23 protein-coding genes are annotated in these 20,782 nt (G+C 71.9%); 13 read left to right on the forward strand and 10 right to left on the reverse strand.

What is annotated here, in order from left to right:
* Window positions 1-38: 38 nt before the first annotated feature.
* From AB0M18_RS33030 to mshD, 4 genes are all read right to left on the reverse strand, one after another.
* Window positions 39-1,019 (reverse strand): ABC transporter permease, encoded by a 981-nt coding sequence (locus tag AB0M18_RS33030; RefSeq protein WP_365764567.1) that lies wholly within the window; start codon window positions 1,017-1,019, stop codon window positions 39-41.
* Window positions 1,016-1,870: an ABC transporter ATP-binding protein gene (locus AB0M18_RS33035; RefSeq protein ID WP_365764569.1), complete on the reverse strand. Its 855-nt coding sequence runs from the start codon at window positions 1,868-1,870 to the stop codon at window positions 1,016-1,018. Before AB0M18_RS33035 ends, AB0M18_RS33030 begins: the two co-directional genes overlap by 4 nt.
* On the reverse strand, window positions 1,867-2,265 hold the full coding sequence (locus AB0M18_RS33040) for a GntR family transcriptional regulator (RefSeq protein ID WP_365764571.1): 399 nt from the start codon (window positions 2,263-2,265) through the stop codon (window positions 1,867-1,869). The genes AB0M18_RS33035 and AB0M18_RS33040 overlap by 4 nt, the downstream gene beginning before the upstream one ends.
* A gap of 102 nt (window positions 2,266-2,367) precedes the next feature.
* The gene (mshD, locus tag AB0M18_RS33045) at window positions 2,368-3,294 is read right to left on the reverse strand and encodes a mycothiol synthase (protein WP_365764573.1); all 927 of its coding nucleotides are present in this window, start codon (window positions 3,292-3,294) and stop codon (window positions 2,368-2,370) included.
* 199 nt (window positions 3,295-3,493) lie between these two features.
* Here mshD and AB0M18_RS33050 point away from each other — a divergent pair, with 199 nt between their 5' ends.
* Both AB0M18_RS33050 and AB0M18_RS33055 read left to right on the forward strand, forming a co-directional pair.
* Window positions 3,494-5,338 carry a bifunctional metallophosphatase/5'-nucleotidase gene (locus AB0M18_RS33050; RefSeq protein ID WP_365764576.1) on the forward strand — a complete coding sequence of 615 codons (1,845 nt, stop codon included), beginning with the start codon at window positions 3,494-3,496 and terminating at the stop codon, window positions 5,336-5,338.
* A gap of 127 nt (window positions 5,339-5,465) precedes the next feature.
* Complete coding sequence (locus tag AB0M18_RS33055) at window positions 5,466-6,323, forward strand: phosphatidylinositol-specific phospholipase C (protein ID WP_365764578.1); 858 nt, start codon at window positions 5,466-5,468, stop codon at window positions 6,321-6,323.
* On the opposite strand, the gene AB0M18_RS33060 is transcribed toward AB0M18_RS33055, so the two are convergent.
* The 5 genes from AB0M18_RS33060 to AB0M18_RS33080 all read right to left on the reverse strand — a co-directional run bounded on the left by AB0M18_RS33060 (window position 6,288) and on the right by AB0M18_RS33080 (window position 11,581).
* Window positions 6,288-7,721 (reverse strand): HAMP domain-containing sensor histidine kinase, encoded by a 1,434-nt coding sequence (locus AB0M18_RS33060; RefSeq protein WP_365764580.1) that lies wholly within the window; start codon window positions 7,719-7,721, stop codon window positions 6,288-6,290. The two genes, AB0M18_RS33055 and AB0M18_RS33060, sit on opposite strands and share 36 nt — an antisense overlap.
* Entirely contained in the window at window positions 7,718-8,479 is a 762-nt protein-coding gene (locus AB0M18_RS33065) for a response regulator transcription factor (protein WP_365764582.1), read from the reverse strand. The genes AB0M18_RS33060 and AB0M18_RS33065 overlap by 4 nt, the downstream gene beginning before the upstream one ends.
* A gap of 32 nt (window positions 8,480-8,511) precedes the next feature.
* Complete coding sequence (locus AB0M18_RS33070; protein WP_365764584.1) at window positions 8,512-9,537, reverse strand: trypsin-like peptidase domain-containing protein; 1,026 nt, start codon at window positions 9,535-9,537, stop codon at window positions 8,512-8,514.
* Between the two features lie 123 nt (window positions 9,538-9,660).
* A complete protein-coding gene (locus AB0M18_RS33075; protein WP_365764586.1) occupies window positions 9,661-10,686 on the reverse strand; it encodes a LacI family DNA-binding transcriptional regulator in 1,026 nt (341 codons plus the stop codon).
* 61 nt (window positions 10,687-10,747) lie between these two features.
* The gene (locus AB0M18_RS33080) at window positions 10,748-11,581 is read right to left on the reverse strand and encodes a response regulator transcription factor (RefSeq protein ID WP_365764588.1); all 834 of its coding nucleotides are present in this window, start codon (window positions 11,579-11,581) and stop codon (window positions 10,748-10,750) included.
* 187 nt (window positions 11,582-11,768) lie between these two features.
* On the opposite strand from AB0M18_RS33080, the gene AB0M18_RS33085 reads away from it, so the two are divergent.
* The 8 genes from AB0M18_RS33085 (at window position 11,769) to AB0M18_RS33120 (ending at window position 17,539) form a co-directional block, all read left to right on the forward strand.
* Entirely contained in the window at window positions 11,769-12,629 is an 861-nt protein-coding gene (locus AB0M18_RS33085; protein WP_365764590.1) for an alpha/beta fold hydrolase, read from the forward strand.
* A 166-nt stretch (window positions 12,630-12,795) separates the two neighbouring features.
* Complete coding sequence (locus AB0M18_RS33090) at window positions 12,796-13,050, forward strand: MoaD/ThiS family protein (RefSeq protein WP_365764592.1); 255 nt, start codon at window positions 12,796-12,798, stop codon at window positions 13,048-13,050.
* Between the two features lie 10 nt (window positions 13,051-13,060).
* Window positions 13,061-14,245, forward strand: a complete 1,185-nt coding sequence (locus tag AB0M18_RS33095) for a hypothetical protein (RefSeq protein ID WP_365764594.1) — start codon at window positions 13,061-13,063, stop codon at window positions 14,243-14,245.
* A 128-nt stretch (window positions 14,246-14,373) separates the two neighbouring features.
* A complete protein-coding gene (locus AB0M18_RS33100) occupies window positions 14,374-15,066 on the forward strand; it encodes a DUF2993 domain-containing protein (protein ID WP_365764596.1) in 693 nt (230 codons plus the stop codon).
* Between the two features lie 205 nt (window positions 15,067-15,271).
* Window positions 15,272-15,352 (forward strand): Ms5788A family Cys-rich leader peptide, encoded by an 81-nt coding sequence (locus AB0M18_RS33105; RefSeq protein ID WP_352021666.1) that lies wholly within the window; start codon window positions 15,272-15,274, stop codon window positions 15,350-15,352.
* A gap of 153 nt (window positions 15,353-15,505) precedes the next feature.
* Window positions 15,506-16,351, forward strand: coding sequence for a sulfurtransferase (locus AB0M18_RS33110; protein ID WP_365764598.1), 846 nt, complete (start codon window positions 15,506-15,508; stop codon window positions 16,349-16,351).
* 52 nt (window positions 16,352-16,403) lie between these two features.
* Window positions 16,404-16,691 carry a DUF1416 domain-containing protein gene (locus tag AB0M18_RS33115; RefSeq protein WP_265867432.1) on the forward strand — a complete coding sequence of 96 codons (288 nt, stop codon included), beginning with the start codon at window positions 16,404-16,406 and terminating at the stop codon, window positions 16,689-16,691.
* A 584-nt stretch (window positions 16,692-17,275) separates the two neighbouring features.
* Window positions 17,276-17,539 (forward strand): DUF3099 domain-containing protein, encoded by a 264-nt coding sequence (locus AB0M18_RS33120; protein WP_365764625.1) that lies wholly within the window; start codon window positions 17,276-17,278, stop codon window positions 17,537-17,539.
* 58 nt (window positions 17,540-17,597) lie between these two features.
* On the opposite strand, the gene AB0M18_RS33125 is transcribed toward AB0M18_RS33120, so the two are convergent.
* On the reverse strand, window positions 17,598-17,960 hold the full coding sequence (locus AB0M18_RS33125; RefSeq protein ID WP_365764601.1) for a DsrE family protein: 363 nt from the start codon (window positions 17,958-17,960) through the stop codon (window positions 17,598-17,600).
* 204 nt (window positions 17,961-18,164) lie between these two features.
* Between AB0M18_RS33125 and AB0M18_RS33130 the strand changes: the two genes are divergently transcribed.
* From AB0M18_RS33130 to AB0M18_RS33140, 3 genes are read left to right on the forward strand one after another with little or no spacing between them, the layout of a single operon-like run.
* Entirely contained in the window at window positions 18,165-18,911 is a 747-nt protein-coding gene (locus AB0M18_RS33130; RefSeq protein ID WP_365764603.1) for a hypothetical protein, read from the forward strand.
* A 17-nt stretch (window positions 18,912-18,928) separates the two neighbouring features.
* A complete protein-coding gene (locus AB0M18_RS33135; RefSeq protein ID WP_365764605.1) occupies window positions 18,929-19,765 on the forward strand; it encodes a hypothetical protein in 837 nt (278 codons plus the stop codon).
* Window positions 19,762-20,631 (forward strand): hypothetical protein, encoded by an 870-nt coding sequence (locus tag AB0M18_RS33140; RefSeq protein WP_365764607.1) that lies wholly within the window; start codon window positions 19,762-19,764, stop codon window positions 20,629-20,631. The genes AB0M18_RS33135 and AB0M18_RS33140 overlap by 4 nt, the downstream gene beginning before the upstream one ends.
* Window positions 20,632-20,782 lie beyond the last annotated feature (151 nt).

Consider the following 20,782-nt stretch of genomic DNA (forward strand, 5'->3'; position numbering starts at 1 on the left):
GGCCCCGCCCCCGGTGTTCGCGCGTCTGCTACGGAAGGTTACGGAAGCCGGGCGCGCAGGACCCGGAAGGCGGCGAAGGCCGCGAGGGCGGCGAGGGCCAGGAGGATGCCGGTCTCGATGAGCTGGGTGGGCCAGAAGTGGGACTGGGGGTGGTAGTCGATGTACTGGGTGGTGGCGCCGTGCCGGGTGAGGCAGCTCTCGAAGATCTTCATTCCGCCGTCCGGCATGGCGTCGAGGCCGGGGGTCCCGTTCAGCTCGTCCCAGCAGCCCGACTCGTCGAAGCGGGCGCCGGAGGAGGTGAGCAGCCCCTGGTCCATCACCAGGCCGTTCTCCGGCGTCCACAGCGTGGGGCCGTGGGGGCCGGTGATCGTTTTCACCGGCAGGAAGGACCAGCGGTACGCGCCCAGGACCTGCAGGACCACGCCCATGACCAGGCCGGTGGCCGACATGGCGACGAGGGTGCGCCGGACCAGCAGGCCGACGAGGGCGCCGACGGCCACGGCGGCGAGGACGGACGCGACGAGGGCGGTGCCGGTCGCCTCGTACGGGCCCCGGTCGGCCCACTGGAGCTCGGCCCGGCCCGAGACGCGGTTCCAGCCGATCAGGTAGACGCCCGTCAGGGCGAGCGTGGTCAGGAGGGCCGCGGCGCTCGTGACCGTCAGCTTGGCGCGGAGCCAGGCCGCCGGGCTCACCGACTGGGTGAGGGAGAGCTTGTACGTCCCCGACTCGAATTCGCGGGCGACGAGCGGGCCCGCGACGAAGGCGCCGACGAGCAGCGGCAGGAGGACCATGCCCACGTTCGCGTACTCCATGGCCCAGACCAGGGCGCGGTAGCCGCTGTCGTTCGCGGGGACCCAGATGCCCTCCGTCGTGAGTGAGTCCGGGATCGAGGCGTCCCAGGCGCGCAGCCCGGAGATCGCGGCGAGGATCACGACCACGAGGGCGCCGGTCAGCCACAGCGTCCGCCGGTACTGGCGGACCGTCACCCAGTACGGGCCCTTGAGGGCGAGAGCGCTCACGCGGCGGCTCCTTCGGTGGTGCGGAGGTGGGCGAGGAGGAGGTCCTCCAGGGAGGGTTCCGTGGTCTCCCAGGGGCCCTCGACGGGGCCCTCGTGGCGTACCAGGGCGGTGAGCTGGCGGCCCGTGGTGCGGGACTCGACGACCGTGTGCGGGGCGAGGTCGGCCACGGGGCCGGTGAGCAGGGTGTGGGCGGCGAGGAGTTCGTCGACGGCGCCGTCGAGGCGGATCCGCCCGCCCTGGAGCAGGAGGAGGTGGTCGCAGGCGCCCTCCAGCTCGGTGAGGATGTGCGAGGACATGACGACGGTGGTGCCGTGTTCGGCGGCGTCGGCCATCAGCAGGCCCATCAGCTGGTGCCGGGCCAGCGGGTCCAGGTCCGCCATCGGCTCGTCGAGCAGCAGGAGTTCGGGGCGCTTGCCGAGGGCGAGGGCGAGGGCGACGCGGGTGCGCTGGCCGCCGGACAGGGCGCGTACGAGGGTGTCGGAGGAGAAGCCGCCGCCGTCGACGACCCGGCGGGCGACGCCGTCGTCCCAGCGCCCCGGGTTCAGCTCGCGGCCCATCCGCAGGGTGTCGGCGACGGAGAGCCGGGGGTGCAGCGGCTTGTCCTGCGCCACGTACGCCAGCTGCTCGCGGGGCGGCGCCGTGATCGTGCCCTCGGTGGGGCGGAGCAGGCCGGCGGCGAGGGCGAGGAGGGTGGACTTGCCGGCGCCGTTGGGGCCGACCAGGGCGCAGACGCGGCCGGCGGGGAGGGCGAAGTCGCACTCCCGCAGCGCCCAGCCGCCGCGCCCGCCTCGTCCCCTTCCCCCGTATCGCATGCCCAGGAGGTCCGCCTCCAGGGCGGTGTCCTTCGTCATCGGTCGTCGTCCCCCTCGAAGAATTCGTTCAGTACGGATGTGAAGAGCGCGGCCACGTCGTCCCGCTCCAGGCCCGCCTCGCGCGCCCGTCGCGCCCACGCGGCGAGTTCGCCGCGCAGCGGCGAGTCGCCGGGGCCGGCGGCGAGGGCGCCGAGGGTGGCGCGGACGAAGGTGCCGAGGCCGCGGCGGGCCTCGACCAGGCCCTCGCGCTCCAGCTCGCGGTAGGCCTTGAGGACCGTGTTCGGGTTCACGGCGGTGGCCTCGACGACCTCGCGGGCGGTCGGCAGCCGGTCGCCGGGTTCGAGCAGGCCCATCCGGAGGGCCTGTTTGGTCTGCTGGACGATCTGGAGATAGGTGGCGACCCCGCTGCGGCGGTCGATGCGGTAGGCGAGCACGTGCGCTCCACCACCCTTTCACTAATCAAGTAGTGAAAGGGTGGTGCAAAGAAGGGGGCGGTGTCAACCGCCCCCTTCTTTCAGGCGTGTTCGGACGGCGTCCTACGACTCCGTGCGGTACATCAGGTCCACCTCGTGGGTCCGGAAGCCCAGCCCCTCGTACACCCGCACCGCCGCCGTGTTGTCCGCGTCCACGTACAGCATCGCCGTCGGCAGCGTCTCCGCCGCCAGGTGCCGCAGGCCGATCGCCGTCAGCGCCTTGCCCAGGCCGCCGCCCTGCGCGTCCGGCAGCACGCCCACCACGTACACCTCGCCCAGCTGCTCCTCGGCGTGCACCTTGGTCCAGTGGAAGCCGACGAGCTTCCCCTCCCGCTCGGCCAGGAAGAAGCCCTTCGGGTCGAACCACGGCTCCGCGATCCGGTCGTCCAGGTCCCGCTGGGTCAGCGAACCCTGCTCCGGGTGGTGCGCGAACGCGGCCGCGTTCACCGCCAGCCAGGCCGTGTCGTCCTGGCCCGGCACGAAGGTGCGCACCGTCACGCCCTCGGGCAGCACCGGCTCCGGAATCTCCAGCGGCACCAAGGCGCGGCGCAGCTGGCGCAGTTCGCGGAACAGGGTCAGCCCGAGCACCTGCGCCAGGTGCCGGGCCGCCGACTTGCCGCCGTGCGCCCAGACCCGCAGCCGCTTCCCGGACGCGTCGAGCAGCGCGGTGCCGAGGGCCCGGCCGTGGCCGCGGCCCCGGTGCGCCGGGTGCACCACCAGCTCCGCCGCCGGCGCCTCCACCGGGTCGGTCTCCTCCAGTTGGGCGTAGCCGTACAGATGCGGGCCGACCGTAAGCAGGAAGTGCCGCACGCCCTCCCGCCGCCCGTGCCGCAGATACAGCCGCCCCTGCTCCGACACGGCGTGCACGCCGTCGGCGTGGTCGGCGGCCTCGAGGAGGTCGAGGACGTCACTGATCTGCTCGGGGCTCAGCTCTTCGTAACTCTTGATCTGCCGTCCGGGTTCGAGGGCCGGCGCCGCGTCGGAAGTCATGCCTCCGAGCCTACGGCTGTGCCCCGCGACCCCGTGGGAGATCACCCGGAGACTGTCAGGTGGGGCGCACCCGGCCCGTCCCTCGCCCGCAGAGTGAGCAAAGTCAACCAGCTCGTAACCCGTGACCCCCTGTTGCGCTACGCGCGTTGACCCTAGGCTGCGCGGGCAAGACCGGAGTCGTTCAGGGAACTGGGGAGAAATGGCAGCGACACGGAAGAAGAACAGGGCGGGGCGGCGGATCCTCGCCCTCGGGGCGGGACTCGCCACCGTCGGCGCGCTCGTGGCGGCGATGCCGGCCGGAGCCTCGGAGGACCGCGCCGAGGACGCCGGGTACGGCAACGGCAAGGGCTGGGGGCGGATGGTCGACGTACAGCTCCTGTCCTTCAACGATCTGCACGGCAATCTGGAGCCGCCGACCGGCTCCTCCGGCCGCCTCACGCACCTGAACGAGGACGGCACCACCAAGACCATCGAGGGCGTCGGCGGCGTCGAGTACCTTGCCACGCACCTGCGTCAGGCCCGCGAGGGGAATCGTTACTCCATCACCGCGGCCGCCGGTGACATGATCGGCGCCTCGCCGCTGGTCTCCGGCCTCTTCCACGACGAGCCGACCGTCGAGGCGCTGAACAAGCTGAAGCTCGACGTCACCTCCGTCGGCAACCACGAGTTCGACGAGGGCGCGCGCGAGCTCGCCCGTCTGCAGAACGGCGGCTGCCACCCGGTCGAGGGCTGCTACGAGGAGGGCCGGAGCTTCTCCGGCGCGGACTTCCCGTACCTCGCGGCGAACGTGACGGACGAGAAGACCGGCCGTCCGATGCTCGACCCGTACTTCGTCTGGGAGCGCGACGGCATCAAGATCGGCTTCATCGGTGTGACGCTGGAGAACACGGCGAACATCGTGAACGCCGACGGCGTCAAGGGCCTGAAGTTCCGCGACGAGGTCGAGACGATCAACAAGTACGCCAAGGTGCTGGAGCGCAAGGGCGTGAAGTCGATCGTGGCCCTGCTCCACGAGGGCGGCATGCCGGCCTCCGGCGCGTACAACTACGACTGCGACACCCCGGGCGCGGGCGCCGGCATCTCCGGCCCGATCGTGGACATCGCCAAGAACGTCACCCCGCAGGTCGACGCCCTGGTCACCGGCCACACCCACCAGGCGTACGCGTGCAGCATCCCGGACCCGTCCGGCAAGCCGCGCACCGTCACCTCGGCGGCCTCCTTCGGCCGGCTCTACACCGACACGACGCTGACCTACGACCGTCGTACGAAGGACATCGTCCGCACCGCCGTGGCCTCCGCGAACCACGTCGTCACCCGTGACGTGACCCCGGCGAAGGACATGACCGACCTGATCGGCCGCTACAAGAAGCTGTCCGCGCCGGTCGCGAACCGCGCGGTGGGTCACATCTCGGCCGACATCGAGAACCCGCTCCCGGACCCCAAGAAGCCGTTCACGGACATCGAGAGGCCGGCCGGCTACCTGATCGCCGACGCGCAGCTGGAGGCCATGGCCCCGGCGGACAAGGGCGGCGCGCAGCTCGCGCTGATGAACCCGGGCGGCGTCCGCATGCCGCTGACCTACGCGCAGTCCGGCGGCGAGGGTGACGGCGTGGTGACCTACGCCGAGGCGTACGCCGTCCAGCCGTTCACCAACATGATGACGGCGGTCGACCTGACCGGCGCCCAGCTGATCACCACGCTGCAGCAGCAGGTCAGCGGCGTGAACCTGGCCACCCCGAAGTACCTGCAGGTGTCGAAGGGCTTCACGTACACCCTGGACACGACCAAGACCGGCGCGGACCGGATCGTGGTCGACTCGGTGAGGCTGAACGGCGAGGCGATCGACCCGGCGAAGACCTACCGGGTCGCGATGAACGAGTTCCTGGCGGCCGGCAGCGACGGCTTCCCCGTGCTGAAGGAGCACAAGAACAAGCTGGTCGGCGCCTCCGACCTGGACGCGTTCGTCGCCTACATGGGCGCCCACTCCTCGGCGAGCGCCCCGCTGGCGCCGCCGGCCCTCGGCCGGATCACGATCATCAAGTGACCCTCGGGTAAGGCGCTTCGAGCGAAGGGGCGGCGGCCGGTGCGACCGGTCCGCCGCCCCTTTCGTGTGTGACTCCGTTCCCGCACGCCTATGGTCGTTCTTGTCGCGTACGCGTCATACTCCGCGCATGGACCGACGACGCTTCCTCGCGGGAGCCGCGGCAGCATCCGCCACCGTCCTGATCGGCGCCCCGTCCGCACGGGCGGCCGCCGTCTCGACCCAGGACTGGATGGCCGGCCACGGCGACCCCACCCCGCTCCAGCGGCTCACGATCCCTGGAACGCACGACTCCGGCGCCCGCTACGGCGGGCTGTGGACCGAGTGCCAGAACACCACCATCGCCCAGCAGCTGGACAGCGGCATCCGCTTCCTGGACATCCGCTGCCGGGTCACCGGCGGGTCGTTCGCCATCCACCACGGGGCCTTCTACCAGAACATGATGTTCGGCGACGTGCTCGTGGCCTGCTGGAACTTCCTCGCCGCGCACCCCTCCGAGACCGTCCTGATGCGGGTCAAGCAGGAGTACTCGACCGACTCCGACGCCACCTTCCGGGCCATCTTCGACGACTACCTCGACAACCGCGGCTGGCGCCCGCTGTTCCGCATCGGCGACGGCGTGCCCACCCTCGGCGAGGCCCGCGGCCGGGTCGTGCTGCTCGCCGACAACGCGGGCCTGCCCGGGCTGCGCTGGGCCGACGGCCGGTACTTCGACGTGCAGGACGACTACCAGGCCGAGCCCTTCGCCAAGTGGCCCGAGATCCGTGACCAGTTCCGCGAGGCGGCCGCCCGGCCCGGGCCCTTCTACGTCAACTTCGTCTCCACCGCCGCCGGCCTCCCGCCCCGCTGGAACGCCGACCGGCTCAACCCGCAGGTGCACTCCCTCATCGACGGCGAGGGCGCCGCCTGGAAGGGCCTCGGGATCGTCCCGATGGACTACCCCAACACCCGCTCAGGCCTCGTCGAGTCCCTCATCCGCCACAACTGAGTCCCCAGCCGTCGGCGGCGGTGTCGGCGCCCCCGGCAGCCGCACCGTCGCCACCGTCCCGCCGCCCCCGTCGGCCGCCGGGGCCAGCGCGACCGAGCCGCCCGCCTGCCCGACCGTACGGGCCACGATGGACAGACCCAGACCGGAGCCCGGCAGGCTGCGGGCCGACGGCGAGCGCCAGAAGCGGTCGAAGACGTGGGGGAGTTCCTCGGGCGGGATGCCGGGGCCGTGGTCGCGCACGGTCAGCTCGCCGCGCATCAGACGCACCTCGACCGTGCCGCGCGGCGGCGAGAACTTCACCGCGTTGTCCAGGACGTTCACCAGGGCGCGCTCCAAGGCCGCCGGCTCCGCCCGTACGTACCAGGGCGCCAGATCCGTCTCGAAGCGCAGCTCCGGACCACGCAGCCGGGCCCGGTCGAGCGCCGAGCGCAGCACGGTGTGCAGCGGTACGACCTCCAGGGGGCCGAGCGCCGCCGCCTCCGGCCGGGACAGCTCCTGGAGGTCGCCGATCAGCGCCGCCAGCTCCGTCATCTGCGCCTTCACCGAGGCCATCAGGGCCCGCCGGTCGTCCGGCGGCAGCGCGCGCCCCGTCTCCTCGCTGCGCGCGAGCAACTCGATGTTCGTACGGAGCGAGGTCAGCGGCGTGCGCAGCTCGTGCCCGGCGTCCGCGATCAGCTGCGCCTGCCGGTCCCGGGAGGTCGCGAGCGCCGCGGTCATCGCGTTGAACGAGCGCGAGAGGCGGGCGATCTCGTCCTCGCCCTCCACCGGGATCCGCACGGTCAGGTCCTCGGTCGCGGCCACGTGCTCGACCGCCCCGGTCAGCCGGTCCACCGGCGCGAGACCGGTGCGCGCCACCCACAGCCCGGCCGCGCCCGCGCCGACCACGCCGATCCCGGAGACCAGGAGCAGCACCCAGGCCAGCGTGGACATCGAGTTGTCGATCTCGGACAGCGGGCGGGCCAGCGACACCGCCATGTCCGGCCGTGTCGGGTCCGCGTAGGTGTAGACGCGCATCTCGCGCCCGTCGCCGTCCTTCGTCGTGTGCAGGGCGTCGTCGAGCAGCCGGCGCGCCACCGCCACGTCCGAGGCCTGCGCTGGGATCGGCGCCTTGCCCGAGGTGCACACCGTGCCGTCGGCGAGGATCGCCTGCACCGTGTACGGCGGCAGCGGCGGCGCCTGGCGCCCGGTCCGGCAGCCGGCGAGCACCATCGTCAGATAGCTGCTGTCCACCTTGGTGCCGCGCAGCCCCGAGTCCAGCTCGTTCTCCAGCTGCGCCCGGGTCACGAACCAGCAGGCCAGCGACACCGCGGCGACCGCGACCGCCACCGCGAGCGCGGTGAGCAGCGCGAGCCGGGAGCGCAGCGGCCGGGCCCGGAACCAGGCGAGGGGGGTGGTCATTCGGCGCCTCCGCCGCGCAGGACGTAGCCGACGCCCCGCACGGTGTGCACGAGGCGCGGCTCGCCGCCCGCCTCGGTCTTGCGCCGCAGATACATCACGTACACGTCCAGGGAGTTGGAGCTGGGCTCGAAGTCGAAGCCCCACACGGTCTTGAGGATCTGCTCGCGGGTGAGCACCTGCCGCGGGTGCGCCAGGAACATCTCCAGGAGGGTGAACTCGGTACGGGTCAGCTCCACCGGCCGCCCGCCCCGGGTCACCTCGCGGGTGGCCAGGTCCATCCGCAGGTCCTCGAAGGCGAGCACGTCCTCGGCCACGGCGCCGGTGGACGCCGCCGCCTGCTGCGCCGCGTACGAGCTGCGCCGCAGCAGGGCGCGGATCCGGGCGAACAGCTCGTCCAGCTCGAACGGCTTCACCAGGTAGTCGTCGGCGCCCGCGTCGAGGCCGGTGACCCGGTCGCCGACGGTGTCGCGGGCGGTGAGCATCAGGATCGGCACGGTCGAGCCCGACGCGCGGATCCGGCGGGCGGCCGTGAGCCCGTCCATGCGGGGCATCTGGACGTCGAGGACGACGAGGTCGGGGTCGTACGACTCCAGTTTGGCGAGCGCGTCGAGCCCGTCGACGGCGTCCTCGGTCCCGTACCCCTCGAAGGCGAGGCTGCGGCGCAGGGCCTCGCGGACGGCGGGCTCGTCGTCGACGACGAGGATGCGTTCGACGTCGTTCCGTCCATCGTTCCGTGCTTCGTTCTGCTGGCCGGTCATGGGGTCAGCGTCGCATGCGGCCGGGGTGCTGTTCAGCTGTCGCCGCCCGAGCGCAGGGCGTCCAGGTCGGCCTTGACCGTGTTCACCGGGATCGCGAATCCGAGACCGACGCTGCCGGCCGTCGAACCGGTCGAAGAGCTGGGCGAATACATGGCCGAATTGATGCCGATGATCTCGCCGTTCATATTGATCAGCGCGCCGCCGGAATTCCCGGGATTGAGCGAGGCGTCGGTCTGCAGCGCCTTGTACGTGGTCTTCGAGGAGCCGGTGTCGCCGTTGAACTGCTGCCCGCCGAACTCGAACGGCCAGCCCTGGCGCGGGTCGTACTGCTGCTGCCCCTGACCGTCGCCCCGGCCGCCGTCCTCCTTGGCGACCGTCACATCGCGGTCGAGCGCCGAGACGATGCCGCTGGTGACGGTGCCGGTCAGACCCTCGGGGGAGCCGATGGCCACGACCTCGTCGCCGACCCGCACCTTGGACGAGTCGCCGAGCGTGGCGGCCTTCAGTCCGGAGGCGCCCTCCAGCTTGATCAGCGCGAGGTCCTTGTCGGGGTCGGTGCCGACGACCTTCGCGTCGTAGGACTTGCCGTCGCTGAGCTGCACGCTGATCTGCGAGGCGCCGGAGATGACGTGGTTGTTGGTGACGATCTCGCCGTCGGAGGTGATGATCACGCCCGAGCCGGTCGACTTGCCGGAGTTCGAGCTCGCCGAGATCTCCACGATGGACGGGGACACCGCCTGGGCGACACCGGCGACGGTCCCCTTGCTGCTCGCCGAGACGTTGGTGCCGCTGACGGCGCCGGACGCGGTGGTGGACGCGTCGGCCGTCCAGCGCTCGACCAGGGTCGCCGTCCCGCCGCCGACCGCCGCCGCGGCGATGGCCACGGCCGCCATGAGACCGACCCCGCGCCTGGCCCGGCGGTGCGCGGTGGGGGCGGGGGCCTGGGCCTGGGTGTACGTCGCGTGCGGCGGGTACGGCTCGTACGGGGGCCGCGGCGGGTAGTACGACTGCTGGGGCTGCGGCTGCGGCTGGGGCTGGGGCTGCGTGTCGTCCGTCATGGCTACGACTCTCGAAGCCGTACATGAGAACCGTCTGAGGACGGGGTGAGAAGCCCGACAGAACCCTGTATGCCCGAAATAAAGACTCGGCGCGTACGGGTCGGATACGGCCGGGCCTACGCGTCAGTGCTCGCAGCCGCAGGAGCGGCGCACGATCAGCGCCGACGGGAACTGCTTCACCCGCTCCCGCCGCGAGCCCGCGACCCGCAGCGAGTCGTCGAGCACCAGATCCACCGCCGCGCGGGCCATCGCCGGGCGGTCGGAGTAGACGGTGGTCAGCGGCGGATCCGCGAGCGCCGCCTCCTTCACGTCGTCGAAGCCGGCCACCGCCAGCTCCCCCGGCACGTCGATGCGCAGCTCGCGGGCGGCCCGCAGCACGCCGAGCGCCTGGTCGTCGGTCGAGCAGAAGATCGCCGGCGGCCGCTGCGGGCCGGCCAGGATCTCCAGTGCGATCTTGTAGGCGTCGTAGCGGTTGTACGGGGCCTCGAAGAGCCGGCCCTCGACCGAGCGGCCGGCCTCCAGCATGGCCCGCCGCCAGCCCTCGACGTGGTCGGCGACCGGGTCGCCGACGGCCGGGGTGTTCGGCACGCCGCCCATGCACGCCACGTACGGGTGCCCGTGCTCCAGGAGGTGCCGGGTGGCGAGCTGCGCGCCGCCGATGTCGTCGGTGACGACGGCGACGTCGTCGATCGCCTCGGGCCGCTCGTGCAGCAGCACGACCTTCGCGTCCCAGGCCTCGATCTCGCTCGCGGCCTGCTCGCTCATGCCCTGGCTGACCAGGATCAGACCGGACACCCGCATGCCCAGGAAGGCCCGCAGATAGTGGATCTCGCGCTCGGTCCGGTAGTCGGAGTTGCCGACCAGGACCATCTTTCCGCGCTCGGCGGCGGCCTGCTCGACCGCGTGCGCCATCTCGCCGAAGAAGGGCTGCCGGGCGTCCGGCACGATCATGCCTATGAGGTCGGTGCGCCGGGAGGCCATGGCCTGGGCCACCCGGTCTGGCCGGTAGCCCAGTTCCTTGATGGCGGCGAGGACACGCTCGCGCGTGGCCGGGGCGACCGGCCGGGGTCCGTTGTTGATCACGTAACTCACGACCGCGGTAGAAGTACCCGCAAGTCGCGCAACGTCATCCCGCGTCACCTTGGCCACGCGCGGAAGTCTACGCGGGGTGACCTACCTACCGGCAGGTCACCCTGTGGCATACGCCACGTTAACGGTCCTCCACCGGAGTGAGTTCCCGCGTGTCCGCCTTGACGCGCGCCTCCGCACGCCCTTCCGCACGCCCTTCGGGCCGCCCCTCCGGCCGCCCCTCCGGACGGTCCGCCGAACGGTCGGCCGGACGGTCCGCCGGACGGTCCGCCGAACGGTCGGCCTTCTCGGGGGTCACGAAGCGGTAGCCGACGTTGCGGACGGTGCCGATCAGCGACTCGTGCTCGGGGCCGAGCTTCGCCCGCAGACGCCGTACGTGCACATCGACCGTTCGGGTGCCGCCGAAGTAGTCGTACCCCCACACCTCCTGGAGGAGCTGCGCCCGGGTGAAGACCCGCCCCGGATGCTGGGCGAGGTACTTCAGGAGCTCGAACTCCTTGAAGGTCAGGTCCAGGACCCGGCCCTTCAGCTTGGCGCTGTAGGTGGCCTCGTCGACCGACAGGTCGCCGTTGCGGATCTCCATGGGGGAGTCGTCCACGCCGATCTGCTGCCGGCCCATGGCCAGGCGCAGCCGCGCCTCGACCTCGGCCGGACCGGCGGTGTCGAGCAGCACGTCGTCGATGCCCCAGTCGGCGGTGACGGCTGCGAGACCGCCCTCCGTGACGACCAGGATCAGCGGACAGCCGGGCCCCGTGGAGCGCAGCAGCTGACAGAGCGAGCGCACCTGCGGCAGGTCGCGGCGCCCGTCCACGAGGATCACGTCGGCACCGGGGGTGTCCACCAGCGCCGGGCCCTCGGCGGGAGCCACCCGCACGTTGTGGAGCAGCAGGCCGAGAGCGGGCAGCACTTCGGTCGACGGCTGCAGGGCGTTGGTGAGGAGCAGCAGAGAACTCATCGCGCGCCACCTACCAGGTTCGTCGGTCGGTTGTGCTTCGTACGTGGTCGATCGTCCATGACGTCGGTTCCTCCTCGGCCCTCGCGCCCCGAGAGCTTTTGTTCACCTGTCCGTAACAACGGTCGGAAAACACAAAAGGACCCGGGGGCTGCATTGCCCGGATCCTCTGCCAAGCACAATAGCTCACATGAGTTCCGAGGCAGAGGGCCGATTTCACATGGTGGATGTTTCCTCGCTCACTTCCGTCCCTCGCCGCGCCACCGTGCGGACGGTGTTGCGTACGGATGACGGTGTCCGGATCGAGGCGGTTTACGAACCCTCCACCGCCAGTGTCACCGATACGGAGGTTGTAACGCGGGGCGGCACGGCCGTCGTCGTCGCACACGGGTTCACCGGCTCGGCCGACCGGCCCGCGGTCAGGCGCGCCGCGCAGGCCTTCCGCCGGCACGCCGCCGTCGTCTCGTTCTCCTTCCGCGGTCACGGGCGCTCCGGCGGCCGTTCCACCGTCGGCGACCGCGAGGTCCTGGACCTGTCCGCCGCCGTCCGCTGGGCACGCGAGCTCGGCCACGCGCGCGTGGCGACGGTCGGCTTCTCCATGGGCGGCTCGGTCGTGCTGCGGCACGCCGCACTGGAGCGCGGCACCAGCGCGCACACGGACGCGGTCGCCGCCGTGAGTGCCCCGGCCCGCTGGTACTACCGGGGGACGCCGTCGATGCGGCGCGTCCACTGGGTGGTCACCCGGCCGGTGGGCCGGCTGGTCGGGCGCTACGGCCTCGGGACGCGGATCGACCGCAGGGAGTGGGACCCGGTGCCGCTCGCGCCGTTCGAGGCGGTGCCGCTGATCGCGCCGACCCCGCTGCTCGTCGTGCACGGCGACCGCGACCCGTACTTCCCGCTCGACCACCCCCGGATGCTCGCCGAGGCCGCCGAGGCGGCCGGCAGCCCGGCCGAACTGTGGCTGGAGCGGGGCATGGGCCACGCCGAGAACGCGGCGGGCGACGAGCTGCTCGACCGCCTGGGGGAGTGGCTAACGCGCGCCACAAGTTGACGCGCGTATGGCCCATCATGGACGACGGCACACTCACACGAAGGGAGTGCCGCTGTGACTCCGCCTACCGCCGAAGTGGTGGGCTTCCAACCCGAAGGTTGCGGTCCAGCCCGAACCGACCCCCGCAGGGGCGATGGCAAGCTACCAGTAAATCTGGAGGAGAGTGATGGCAGCGGGAACCATCCGCTACTGGGCCGCGGCGAAGGCGGCCGCGGGGGTCGCCGAGGAGCCGTACGCCGCCGAGACCCTCGCGGAGGCGCTGGACGGCGCCCGCGAGCGGCACCCCGGCGAGCTGACCCGGGTCCTCCAGCGCTGCTCGTTCCTCATCGACGGCGACCCGGTCGGGACCCGCGCGCATGAGACCGTACGGCTGGCCGAGGGCGGCACGGTCGAGGTGCTCCCCCCGTTCGCAGGAGGGTGAACCGCACACCATGAGCAGTGATCAGCAGTACCCGTACGACCCGCAGGGGACTCCGCAGGGCGGTCAACCGTACGACCCGAGCGTGACCCAGACGTGGGAGGGCCAGACCTGGGACACGCAGTACCAGCCGGTGGTGCAGCCGCAGGCCCAGCCCCAGCCCCAGCCCCAGCACCAGCACCAGCCTCAGGCGTCTGTGTCGTACGAGACGCCGTATTTCCCGCCGCAGGGGTACGGGCAGCAGTCCGCCACGGGCGGCCACCCGCTGCCCCCGGAGATGCCGTACGGGTACGAGAGCCAGGCCCCGGCCCAGGCTCAGGCTGCGGCCCAGGCCCAGGCCTCGGTGTCGTACGAGGCACCGGCACCGGCCTCCGAGGCACCCGTGGCGGTCGAGGAGCCGGGCCCCGCCTACTCCCCGCCGACCCTCTCCGGGAACTCCCGGATCACCGACGCCCAGCGCGCCCGCGCCGAGGGCCGGTCGCCGATCATCGAGCCCGGCATGCAGCCGGCCGCGCTCACCGCCGGTCTCGGCGTGCTGCTCGCGGTCGGCGCGGCCGTCGGCCCGTACGCGCTCCTTGTCCCGCTGCTGCTGCTCCAGGGCCTCACCGCGGCCGGCTGGTTCCGGCTCAACGGCATGTGGCCGGCCCGGCAGGGCATCGCGCTCGCCTTCCTCGGCGGGATCGTCGCCGACGCGGTGCTGCTGATCACCGGCCGGGAGAACGCCCCGGCCGCCGTCATCGGCACGCTCGGCGTGTGGGTACTGCTCACGCTGGTGCTCCAGCTGCGCAGCCACGCCGACCCGGACGAGCGGATGTACGGCCTGATGGCGACGGTCGCCTCGGCGGCCCTGGCGATCCTGGCCGCCGGACAGCTCGGCGCCGAGCCGGACGCGGTGGTCGTCGGCGCGGTCGCCGTGGCCGCCACCGTCCTGGCCCGCGCCCTCCCGCTGCCCGGCCCGGCCTCCGTGGTCGTCGCGCTGCTCGCGGCGGCGGGCGGCGGCATCGCCGCCGGCGGGCTGACCGGTCTCGGCGGCTCCGGCGCGCTGCTCGGCCTGGGCGCCGGTGTCTGCGCGCTGGTCGGACTGCGGGTGGCGAGCTACGACTACCCCTCGCGGTTCGTGCACATGACGGCCGGTGTGGCGCTGCCGCTGACCGCCGCCGTGCCCGCGGTCTATCTGCTCGGCAGGGCGCTCGCGTAACGTCCGCACCGGCCGGAGTCCGAGACTCCGGGGAACCGTCCGGCCCCCCGACACGTCGATCTTGTGTCGGGGGGCCGGACTCGTTCGGTCAGGTCGGTTCAGGCGGTACGTACAGGGGGCTGGAACGCATGCGGGCACTGCGGATGGTGCTGATCGTGGCCGTGGTGCTCGCCGGGCTCCTGGTCGGGGCCGACCGGATCGCCGCCTCCTACGCGGAGTCCGAGGCCGCCGGCGCGGTGCGGGTCGGCGCGGTGCGCCCCGAGTCCGCGGACGTCGACATCAAGGGCTTCCCGTTCCTCACGCAGGCCGCCGGCCGCGGCTTCGACGAGGTCGACGTGCGCTTCACCGGCGTCCAGGTGATGGCCGGGGGCCGTCCGGTGCGGATCGGCGAGATGACCGCCACGCTGCACGACGTGACGCTGACCGACGCCTACGCGATCGAGCGGGCGGGCAGCGCCGACGGCACCGCGCTGATCGCCTACCCCGACCTGGCCGCGGCCTCGGGCCGGGACGCGGAGGTGGCGTACGGCGGCGACGGCAAGCTGAAGGTGACGGGCGGGGTGCGGATCCTCGGCCGGACGCTGACCAGGAGCGTGCTGTCCACGGTGACCCTGGTGAACGGCGACACCATCCGGGTGCGCGCGGACGAGGTGCCCGGCGAGGGCATCCCGGGCCTGGAGGGCATGGTGCGGTCCCGCACCGACTTCGACCGCCGGATCGAGGGCCTGCCGAAGGGCATGCGCCTGACGAGGGTCGAGGCCCGGGAGAACGGTCTCGTGGTGACGGTGACCGGCCGGGACGTGTCGCTCGGCGCCGGCTGAGCCCCTCGTTCTTGGCTCGCTGGACACCTCCTGATCACATTCTGAGACGACGGCGTCCGATCCGTAGAAAGTGAAGGGGCGCGGGCGCTCGGCGGGCGTCCGGGGATGATCCGCACCCGCTCCGGATCTCGCATTCCGGATGATCGCGTCTCAGAATACGACACACCGGTGACACGGCCGCCCGTCCGTCCCTACGATCGAGGGCATGAAGCGACAGGCGGAACTCACGAAGCGGCGGGCAGTAGACCTGTGCCGCGTCGCCGCCATGCTCTGTCGCTCAGTCTGAGCGGGACGCACATCTCCCGTTTTCCCTCAGGCCCCACGACGTGATGTCGGGGCCACCCCTGCGCAGCCGTACGCCGTCGTCCGCACCGCGAGCCGACGCGTACCCGCACCACCCTGCACGAACCGCCGCACACTGCCCCGGAGGAGAAACAGCATGGCTCGCAGCGACGTCCTGGTCGATGCCGACTGGGTCGAGGCCAACCTCGACAACCCGCAGGTCGCCCTCGTCGAGGTGGACGAGGACACGTCCGCCTACGAGAAGAACCACATCAAGAACGCCATCCGGATCGACTGGACGAAGGACCTCCAGGACCCGGTCCGCCGTGACTTCATCGACCAGGAGGGCTTCGAGAAGCTCCTCTCGGCCAAGGGCATCGGCAACGACACGACCGTCGTCCTCTACGGCGGCAACAACAACTGGTTCGCCTCGTACGCCTACTGGTACTTCAAGCTGTACGGCCACCAGGACGTGAAGCTCCTCGACGGCGGCCGCAAGAAGTGGGAGCTCGACTCCCGCGACCTGGTCGACGGCTCCGAGGTCCCGAACCGCCCGGCCACCGAGTACAAGGCCCAGGCCCAGGACACCTCCATCCGTGCCTTCCGCGACGACGTCGTGGCCGCGATCGGCACCCAGAACCTCGTCGACGTGCGCTCGCCCGACGAGTTCTCCGGCAAGCTCCTCGCGCCGGCCCACCTCCCGCAGGAGCAGTCGCAGCGCCCGGGCCACGTGCCGAGCGCCCGCAACATCCCGTGGTCGAAGAACGCCAACGACGACGGCACCTTCAAGTCGGACGAGGAGCTGAAGGCCCTCTACGCCGACGAGCAGGTCGACCTGGCGAAGGACTCCATCGCCTACTGCCGCATCGGCGAGCGCTCCGCGCTCACCTGGTTCGTCCTGCACGAGCTGCTCGGTGTCGAGAACGTCAAGAACTACGACGGCTCCTGGACCGAGTACGGCTCCCTCGTCGGCGTGCCGATCGAGCTCGGCGCCAACAAGTAAGACCTCCCCGGGTCCCCAGGGCCCGTCCTCTTCGACCGTAAGGATTCCTGACATGTGCGGAGCGCAGCCCGGCGGCCCCGACGCCTCGACCATCAAGCCCGGTGAGACCACCATCCAGGGCTACGTGACCAAGGACGGCCAGCCCGTCACCGGTTACGTCCGCCTCCTGGACTCGACCGGCGAGTTCACGGCCGAGGTCCCGACCTCCGCCACCGGCCAGTTCCGCTTCTACGCGGCGGAGGGCACCTGGACCGTCCGCGCCCTGGTCCCCGGCGGCACCGCCGACCGCCAGGTCGTGGCCCAGCACGGCGGCCTGGCCGAGGTCGCCATCGCGGTGTGATGCCGCACGCTTGACCGGCCGAAGGGCCGTGCCTCCTGGGGGTTGGACGCTTTCCGGGACTTGAGGCACGGCCCTTCGGTCTCATTTCCCGACGCGCCCCTCGCACCGCTCGGCGCCGGGGCGCCTCACGGGCTTCGAGGCGCTGCGCCGGACTCCGTCCGGCGACGTGGTCGGCCCGGGGCCGTGGGACGCCCGGGCTCTCTCAGGAGCACTCGGATGGCCGCCTTCGTCCGCTCCATGGCCGCCCGGCCCCCCGCCGGGTCCGCCTTCGTGGCGGGCTCGGGTCCGTGGTGGATGAACGTCACGCCGAGGGCGCCACAGAACCTGGCGTACGGAACGGTGTGCAGAAGGAAGCGATGCCAGAACGCGTCCACCCGCAGCGACGGGGTCAGGGGCTCGGCCATACGCGCGCTGGTGGCGAGGAACGCCACCATCTGCTCGACACCGCGCTCGCCCAGGTCTTCGCCGGGGTCCGGCCATTGGGCGCGCACCTCCTCGACGAGCTGTGTGCGGAGTTCGGCGTCGGCCGCCGGAGTAGCGGCCGCGCGCTGTCCGGGGGCGGGTCCCGGTCGTACGCTGAAGGTGTGTACGCACGGCGACGGCGCGTCTACTTCTGGATGATGGGCGTCTGCCTGGTGCTTTTCGTGGGCGCCTGGGCCGTCGTGCGGCTCTTTTCGGTCCCCGCCGCCATCGCCATGTGCGTGGTCGCCATGGTCATCCCACCGGTCGCCGCGATGATCGCGAACCGGCGCGGCCCGGAGGACCGCTGGTGGGACGACCCGACGGGCGACAAGCAGTCCGATGAGTGGTGGGACGAGCTCGACGGCAAGGGCAAGCGGGGCCGGTGAGGGGGCGGTCCGGCCCCGGCCGACCACGCTCGGCGGACGGAGTCCGGCGCGTCGAGAACTAGTACACGAGGGCCTGGGTGTCGTCCGACATCGCCTCCTGGACGAAGACCTGGGCGCCGGCGATGCGGACGCCCTTCAGGACGGCGTCCTCGGTGATCTCGCGGCGGGCGGCGCACTGGGTGCAGAGGGTGATGCGGCCGGCCGCCAGGATCGAGTCGATCAGGTCGGGGAGCGGCGCCGCGTGCGGGAGCTCGAACTCGGCCGCACGACCCGGGAGGGCGAACCAGGAGGACTCACCGGTCAGCCAGAGGGAGACCTCGACGCCGCTCGCGACGGCGACGGCGGCCACGGTGAAGGCCTGGGAGCAGCGTTCGGGGGCATCCGCCCCGGCGGTCACCTTGATCACGAGCTTCTTCGCCATATACCGAACTGTAATGCGGTTCCCGGCAACCTCATGCATCACTCACGTGTCAGCTAGGCGCACGGGTAACGGAACCCGCGCTTCTAGTCTCGTGGGGGGACTCTTTTGGAAGCCACAGAAGCGGTGGAATCCGCTCGAAACGCTCCGGAGGCCGAGCCGACACCTGCCCCCGGCCCGGTCGTCGCATCCGCAGAACCCGCAATCGTGCCGGTTCCGGCCGACGACACACCGCCGCGTCGCCGCCGCGGCGGGCGCACGCTCGCTCTGCTCGCGGCCGCCGCCGTACTCGGCATCGTCGGCGGTGTCGCCGTCGGCTACGGCGTCCAGGCCGAGCGCGAGCCCACCCCGCTGCCGCCGCTCAACCAGGTCGGCCTCGCCTACCCGGCCAAGCCCGCCGCCAAGGGCCAGGAGCCGCCCGCGCTCGCCGTCGCCGACGACCGCGGACTCAAGACCGAGGGCGACCTGCGCAAGCTGCTGCTGCCCAAGCCGGCCGGCGCGAAGGACGTGCCGTTCGCGCCCGAGGACCGGTGGCTGAGCGTCAGCTCGTACGCGGGGGACTTCGATTCGCCCGCCGGCGCCTTCGAGTACCTCATGGACGGCGGCATCCGCCGGGTCGCCAGCACCGCCTGGCAGGTCGGCGAGTACAAGACCGTCCAGATCAACCTGGTGCAGTTCCGCTCCAACGACCGCCTGGGGGCCGCCGACCACGCGGCAGAGCAGCGGGATTACATGGATGAGGACTCCGGCTACGGCCAGCCGATCAAGGGCAGCGCCGAGGGCCGCACCTACCTCCTCCCGGTGGAGAAGGAGGAGGGCTACCTCGACCTCTACGAGGCCCGCGCTCTCTTCCACCGGGGCGACGTCATGGTCCAGATCTTCGTGACGGACACCAAGAAGGTCAGCCAGAAGGAGATCACCTCGCTGGCCGAGCGGCAGCTGGGGCGCCTGTGAGCGAGGAGACCACCACCGTGGAACAGCAGAACCAGAACGCGTCGGAAGAGGCGCCGGAGGCCGCGACCCGGACCGTGCCGGAGGACCAGCCTGCGGCGGAGACGCCCGCGCCCCGCGCGCCGCGCCGCCTCTTCCCGTACGTCCTCACCGGCGTCCTCGTCCTCGGCGTCGGCGCCGGCGCGACCTTCACCGGCGTCACCGTCGCGGGCGCCGACCGCAGCGCGCCCACCATCGCCTGGGAGGAGCCGCCCGCCCCGCCCAAGGACCCGGCCGCGAACGCCGCCGACGGGCGCGCCTCGACCCCGCTGAGCAAGCTGCTCCTGCCCGTGCCCCAGGGGTACGGCCTCGGCCCCGACGTCGAGGAGTTCGGCAACGACGGCGAGGTCAGCGCCAAGGACGCCGTCGCCCTGGTCAAGCAGGCCGGCAAGGGCCTGTCCGGCAAGAAGCGCCGCGAATTCGACAAGCGGATCGAGAAGCTCGGCATCCAGGGCATCGCGGTCCGCTCCTACGCCTCCGACGACGCCAACCTCGTCGTCGAGGTGCAGGTCGTGCGGATGAAGGACAAGCGGTTCGGCGCCGAGATGCACAAGATGCGCGGCGAGGTCGCCGGGTTCCTGAAGTTCCCCAAGGGGCCGAAGATCGCCGACCACAAGAACGCCGTCTGCTGGGCGATGCCGAAGCCGAAGGGCGAGGACGCGGAGGAGAGCCTCGACGGGATGGTCTGTTCCGCGTACGACTCCGAGTACTCGGTGACCGTCACGGCCTTCGGCAGCCGGCCCTTCGACAAGTCCGCCGTCGCCGAGCTCGTGAAGAAGCAGCTCGACCACATCAAGTCCCCGGGGGAGTACGTATGACCGTGACCGAGCCGACGGACGTCGCTCCGGACGCCACGCCGGAGGCCGCTCCGGACGCCACGCCGGAAAGCGCCCCCGTACAGGACGCCGCAACCGCCCAGGAGACCCCGAAGCGCTCCCGCAAGGTGCTCGGCAGCGTGCTGCGCTGGGCCGCCGCCGTCGTCGTGTGCGGCGGGCTCGGGGCCGGGACGGCCGCCGCGATCACCTCGATGGAGCGCACCGACGTCCCCGGTCTGGCGACCGAGAGCGACGGCCGCTGGGCGTACCCGAAGCTGAGCCTGCCGCCGCTGCCCGAGGGCTCCCCGCGCCCCTTCACCGTCGGCAACGAGGGCGAGGTGCACCACGCCGACCTGCGCGCCCTGCTGCTGCCCGCGCCGGCCGGGGCCACCGTCGACCCGAAGCTCGACGGCGCGTGGGTGAGCGTCGACCAGTACGTCTCCCTCTATGCCAAGGACGAGCGCCCCGAGCTGAAGCAGGTGATCGACGACTCCGCGCTGCGGCAGATCACCGCCCGGGCGTGGACCATGCCGGACGGCACGAAGAGCGCCGTCTACCTGCTGCGCTTCAAGTCCGTCGGCTTCTCGGAGCACTTCAAGGACGATGCGGTGAACGCCGGTACCACCGCCACCACGCCCCTGGAAGGAATACAGTCCGTCGGGACCGAAGCGCTCGGGAACGACGCCCGGGTGCCGGACACGGTGCAGTACGCGACGGCCGAGAAGAAGCCCTACGGCCCCGAGCAGACCCGCTGGGCCTACATCCAGGCCGGCGACACGCTCGCGCTCGTCGTCCAGTCCCGTAAGGGCGAGGCCCTGGCCGTACCGTTCCAGCAGACGGTGACCCTGCAGAACCAGCTCCTCGGCTGAGATCCCGTACGGGGTCCCGTGCGGGATCCCGTACACGGTCCGTAAACGATCGCGTACGAGACCCACCTCACCGAGAGGGGCCGGTCCCCGCCCACTAAGCTGGGGGCCGGCCCGTACCGCCTTCACCGCTCACCGAGGAGCACCAAGTGAT

Origin of the sequence: Streptomyces sp. NPDC051909, from assembly GCF_040681095.1 — a bacterium.
Taxonomy (GTDB): domain Bacteria; phylum Actinomycetota; class Actinomycetes; order Streptomycetales; family Streptomycetaceae; genus Streptomyces.

Bases quoted from the DNA above. Each gene is read 5' to 3' on its own strand.
- AB0M18_RS33035 (WP_365764569.1), bottom strand. From the start codon at position 1,870: ATGACGAAGGACACCGCCCTGGAGGCGGACCTCCTGGGCATGCGATAC.
- mshD (WP_365764573.1), bottom strand. From the start codon at position 3,294: ATGACTTCCGACGCGGCGCCGGCCCTCGAACCCGGACGGCAGATCAAG.
- AB0M18_RS33050 (WP_365764576.1), top strand. From the start codon at position 3,494: ATGGCAGCGACACGGAAGAAGAACAGGGCGGGGCGGCGGATCCTCGCC.
- AB0M18_RS33055 (WP_365764578.1), top strand. From the start codon at position 5,466: ATGGACCGACGACGCTTCCTCGCGGGAGCCGCGGCAGCATCCGCCACC.
- AB0M18_RS33060 (WP_365764580.1), bottom strand. From the start codon at position 7,721: ATGACCACCCCCCTCGCCTGGTTCCGGGCCCGGCCGCTGCGCTCCCGG.
- AB0M18_RS33065 (WP_365764582.1), bottom strand. From the start codon at position 8,479: ATGACCGGCCAGCAGAACGAAGCACGGAACGATGGACGGAACGACGTC.
- AB0M18_RS33070 (WP_365764584.1), bottom strand. From the start codon at position 9,537: ATGACGGACGACACGCAGCCCCAGCCCCAGCCGCAGCCGCAGCCCCAG.
- AB0M18_RS33080 (WP_365764588.1), bottom strand. From the start codon at position 11,581: ATGAGTTCTCTGCTGCTCCTCACCAACGCCCTGCAGCCGTCGACCGAA.
- AB0M18_RS33085 (WP_365764590.1), top strand. From the start codon at position 11,769: ATGAGTTCCGAGGCAGAGGGCCGATTTCACATGGTGGATGTTTCCTCG.
- AB0M18_RS33090 (WP_365764592.1), top strand. From the start codon at position 12,796: ATGGCAGCGGGAACCATCCGCTACTGGGCCGCGGCGAAGGCGGCCGCG.
- AB0M18_RS33095 (WP_365764594.1), top strand. From the start codon at position 13,061: ATGAGCAGTGATCAGCAGTACCCGTACGACCCGCAGGGGACTCCGCAG.
- AB0M18_RS33100 (WP_365764596.1), top strand. From the start codon at position 14,374: ATGCGGGCACTGCGGATGGTGCTGATCGTGGCCGTGGTGCTCGCCGGG.
- AB0M18_RS33105 (WP_352021666.1), top strand. From the start codon at position 15,272: ATGAAGCGACAGGCGGAACTCACGAAGCGGCGGGCAGTAGACCTGTGC.
- AB0M18_RS33110 (WP_365764598.1), top strand. From the start codon at position 15,506: ATGGCTCGCAGCGACGTCCTGGTCGATGCCGACTGGGTCGAGGCCAAC.
- AB0M18_RS33115 (WP_265867432.1), top strand. From the start codon at position 16,404: ATGTGCGGAGCGCAGCCCGGCGGCCCCGACGCCTCGACCATCAAGCCC.
- AB0M18_RS33125 (WP_365764601.1), bottom strand. From the start codon at position 17,960: ATGGCGAAGAAGCTCGTGATCAAGGTGACCGCCGGGGCGGATGCCCCC.
- AB0M18_RS33140 (WP_365764607.1), top strand. From the start codon at position 19,762: ATGACCGTGACCGAGCCGACGGACGTCGCTCCGGACGCCACGCCGGAG.